The sequence below is a fragment of the Streptomyces sp. NPDC054872 genome (genome assembly GCF_053610705.1).
On sequence record NZ_JBSGYY010000087.1, the window covers coordinates 1 to 3,641 of the forward strand.

Sequence of the window (3,641 nt, forward strand, 5' to 3'; positions counted from 1 at the left end):
GGCGCCTGGTCGAGGCGCCGGGGCCGAAGCACAGGGCGAGGGCCAGCCGGTCTCCGCACAACGGTCCGTTGTGGAGTGCCAGCCCACTCAACGCGAGGCTGAGGGGCTCGACGTCGGCTTCGGTGCGGGCTGTTCACTACTGCTGCCGCTGTTCGCCGCGACCAGCAGCAATATGAGCAGCAGGAGCAGCAGGCCGCCGCCACCTACGGCAGCAGCACCCGAACGATTCGGCCGAGCCGTGCCGACGGACCGGTACACCGTCCGGTACTGGGCTCGGCGTTGCGGTCCCGTGCCTCGGTGAACGGTGCGGTAGTGCGGGCGGACGTAGCGGCCGTTGCGGAGATGGCCACGCACGTAGGTCTGCGCCATGGACGGGGATTCCTTTCCGGGGCGGTGACGGCGGGCGCCGTCGTCCTCTGTCGACGGTAGGAACCTCCCTGCCGCCGAAAGAGGGTCAACAACGCGGGGGTGCAGCAGCCCAACTGCGTTGCACCCCCGCGTTGTTGACCCCGCAGCGTTGTCAGTGCAGTGCAGTAGCTTCGTTACTTATGCCACGAAGCGCGCCCAGCCGGGCGGACAGGGAACTGATGGCCGAGGTAAGCGCGGCCGGCGTGACGGTGAGCACCGCCCAACTGGAGCGGTGGCGGCAGTGGGGCCTGCTCCCACGAGCGACCCGGGCCTGGCAGGGCAAGACCGGCAGCAGCTCATTGCTGCCGGAGGGCAGCCGGGAGCTGGCCATCGCGATGGGCCGCCACGCCCGCCGCGGCCGGGGGTGGGTACAGCTGGCCGTGCTCGCCTGGTACGACGGCGCTCCGATCAAGGACGCCGTGCTGACCCGGGCCCTGCGGGAGACCGGCACCCGCTTGATCCAGGAGATTGTGGACAGGTTCCAGCAGGAGGCACAGGCCTGTTCAGTGCCGGAGGGCTTCGAGCTCGACCCCGCGTTCGAGGCAGCCGAGGTGATGGCCCGGCTGATGACGCGCCACAGCAGCCGCCACTGGCAGCAGATGCAGCGCGAGATGCGAGCCCGGCTCCGAGCCCACGGCCACGACGCGCCCCGCGACATCTGGCGCGACATCCTCACCGCTCTGTGGGGAGGCGTGCTGCGCGGGGCCGACGACGAAGCGATCGAGCGATGGCTGGTAGCGGTAGGGGTCTACGAAGACGAACTCCCGCAGAGCGCGCGGCAGACCCTTGAGGTCTTGCTGTTCGCCTTCGGAGTCGAGAAGCTCACCGGCCATCGGCTGCACGAGCTGTTCGACGCACAAGCCCACGCCCTGCAGGAGGGCACCGTCTCAGTGAGCCGGACCGAGCTTGACGAGGCCCGGAACGACCTCCGGGACCTACTCGACGCCTTCGGCATCCCCGAGGAAGCACGTTGCGACCCGCGCAAGAACGAGACCACCGCCCTGCTCATGGCCTACATATGCAGCATCTGGTGCCTCATCCGACGCCAGTTTCCGGTGGGTGCACGGGCAGTGGACGCGCTGCAGGCTGGCCGCGGATTGGTCCTTGACGCACGTAAGGGACCGGGAGAGCTGACCGCAGCTGCCTGAGAGCCGGACTTCGACGGGCCACTCGGATCGTTCTGAGCCTCCCTCCCTCTCTCGCTGAGGGAGAGAGGCCTCCTGCTGCTCGGCCGCTCACCCCGTCTGGTTCCCGGATAAGCTCCCCATATACGTCAGTTATCGACCATTCGGCTAGAGGGGATCAATGCGCCACTCTGATCAAGAACTGCTCGACTTCGACAAGACCGCACTCGCAGACTGGGACGAGGGGCGATCGCAGGCTGCCCTTGAGGGCGAGGATGCTGCGCTCTACCGCAACCACCTACACATTGCTATGCACCTTGATCAGTGGGCAGGGCGGGAGCAGGAGAGGGGTAAGGGCTCCAGCGACGAGGAGCGTCACAGCGCCGGTTACGTAAGGGCGCTTGAGGATGTGGCCGCATTTCTCAGGCAGGCCTACTACTTGCCCGAGGGCTACCAGCTCGGTCCTGTTTGAGCCGCCTTGACGGCGGTCACTGTGAGCACCACACCCCGTCAGATCGGGCCTCGGGCGCCTGTTGGTGTCACAGATATGCCCACAGCTGTGACGCCGAGCGGCCCCTCGAACGAGGGGCCGCCCTTGGCGTGTCGCACTGTCGGGACTACCTGAACGACGTCGCAGTGGACGTAAGCCCTGGCATCCACTGGGCCTCGGGCCCCTGCAGCGCCTTCAGCCGCCGCCAGGTGAATACCCACACGTCCAGGTTGGTTTCCCGGATCCCGCAGGCGTGCAAGTACGCCACGAACCGGTCGTACTTGGGCAGCTCTTCCGAGTTGAGCATGGCCCCGATACTGCTCTTACTCAGGCGACTCCGGCCGCGGTCCGCCAGTGTCCGCAGCGACGGTGAACCCGCCCAGATCCGGACGGCACGCAAGGCCTCGACGAACTGAGCCGGCGTGGCCACCGTCAGCGGGTCCGGCTGTCCAAACTGAGGCAAGGGAATGTCGCTGCGGAACACGGTCTCGCTTCGGCCTTGCCCCCGCTCCCCGAGTGCTTGATCCAAAAGCCCCACGATCCGGGCAGTGTCGTCAGGTGCACTATCCAGAGCCGCCAGGAACTTCAGGAGGGCATCGCGCCGAGGGAGCGCACTGCCCGATAGCCACGCGTGGATCGATTGGGGGCTCATCTGGGCACGGTTCGCCAGTGTCCGCAGCGATGTCGCACCCTGCTTAGCTCGCAGTTCGTTGAGAGCTTGCGACAGTGCGGATGCCGCCAGCCTGTCGTTGATTCTCTGGATCGTTGCCACCGCGGTCACCGCCGCTCTCGGTGCTGCAGCCGCCCGAAGAAACGGACGATCGGTCGCGCGAGCGCGGTGGACGTCTTGTCGGCGACTCCGATGAGAAGCGCGGCCCAGAGGGCCCCGGCTACTTCCACGGCGTGGCCGTGGATCCAGAGTTCGCCAAGCGCGATGATCGTGACCGCGAGTGCGGCGACGGTGCCCAGAATCCGACCGAAACCGAAGGGGCGTTGGGCGGGGGGACGCACAACGCATCCGTTCGCCGTCTGAGTGGCAGGCCGGAGAGCCCAACCGCCCTGCGTGTAGAGCCACAACATGAAGAGACCTCCGTGAGGTTCGTCCTAGCCCGGACGCTAAGAAGGGGTTTCGCAGACCCCTGGGGCAGCACCGCGCGGCCCTGTTTTGAGCATGGCGGCACGGTGATGAGAGGAGCAACTTCCGTTTTCACGAGGAGAGTTGGAGCCAGCAACCACTAACTGTTCGGTCGGTCAATAGCTCCACGCCCCGATGCAGGACATGGAGGACCCGCCTACCGCTGCAGCCGCTCCGAGACCGTCCAGGAGTGTCCAAGAACGTCCTTGAATGCTGTTGACGTAGTCCTGATCGACGGCAGGAAAGCTGCCTGTCAGCGCCCGCTTGGACAGTGACGCCCAATCTGACTGTCCTAGGCTGTCCTGACCCGTCCCAGAGCGTCCGTGGCGGTTGGCCAGCCAGCCAGTTGATGTGGATAGTAGATGTCGAGACCAGTCCGCCTAGCCCGGACGATTTCGCTCAGGTCCCTATTCGCAGCAGGAACCTGGTGTGTGACCGAGGTCACATGCACATACGGCGAAGGCCCGCATCGAAGATGCGGGCC

General features: G+C 66.4%; 5 protein-coding genes. 2 read left to right on the forward strand and 3 right to left on the reverse strand.

The genetic code is table 11. The annotated features are described in order from the left end of the window. Window positions 1-87: 87 nt before the first annotated feature. Window positions 88-369, reverse strand: coding sequence for a hypothetical protein (locus ACWGIH_RS43395; protein WP_453452049.1), 282 nt, complete (start codon window positions 367-369; stop codon window positions 88-90). Window positions 370-587: 218 nt separating this feature from the next. On the opposite strand from ACWGIH_RS43395, the gene ACWGIH_RS43400 reads away from it, so the two are divergent. Together ACWGIH_RS43400 and ACWGIH_RS43405 are read left to right on the forward strand one after the other, a co-directional pair. Continuing rightward, on the forward strand, window positions 588-1,556 hold the full coding sequence (locus ACWGIH_RS43400) for a hypothetical protein (RefSeq protein ID WP_453452048.1): 969 nt from the start codon (window positions 588-590) through the stop codon (window positions 1,554-1,556). Between the two features lie 157 nt (window positions 1,557-1,713). After that, a complete protein-coding gene (locus tag ACWGIH_RS43405) occupies window positions 1,714-2,004 on the forward strand; it encodes a hypothetical protein (RefSeq protein WP_453452047.1) in 291 nt (96 codons plus the stop codon). A 145-nt stretch (window positions 2,005-2,149) separates the two neighbouring features. On the opposite strand, the gene ACWGIH_RS43410 is transcribed toward ACWGIH_RS43405, so the two are convergent. Continuing rightward, window positions 2,150-2,794: a helix-turn-helix domain-containing protein gene (locus ACWGIH_RS43410; protein WP_453452046.1), complete on the reverse strand. Its 645-nt coding sequence runs from the start codon at window positions 2,792-2,794 to the stop codon at window positions 2,150-2,152. Window positions 2,795-2,799: 5 nt separating this feature from the next. After that, a complete protein-coding gene (locus tag ACWGIH_RS43415; RefSeq protein WP_453452045.1) occupies window positions 2,800-3,033 on the reverse strand; it encodes a hypothetical protein in 234 nt (77 codons plus the stop codon). Between the last annotated feature and the right edge of the window lie 608 nt (window positions 3,034-3,641).

Excerpts from the sequence above, each read along its gene's own strand:
- ACWGIH_RS43400 (WP_453452048.1), top strand. The coding sequence starts at position 588 with ATGGCCGAGGTAAGCGCGGCCGGCGTGACGGTGAGCACCGCCCAACTG.
- ACWGIH_RS43405 (WP_453452047.1), top strand. The coding sequence starts at position 1,714 with ATGCGCCACTCTGATCAAGAACTGCTCGACTTCGACAAGACCGCACTC.
- ACWGIH_RS43395 (WP_453452049.1), bottom strand. The coding sequence starts at position 369 with ATGGCGCAGACCTACGTGCGTGGCCATCTCCGCAACGGCCGCTACGTC.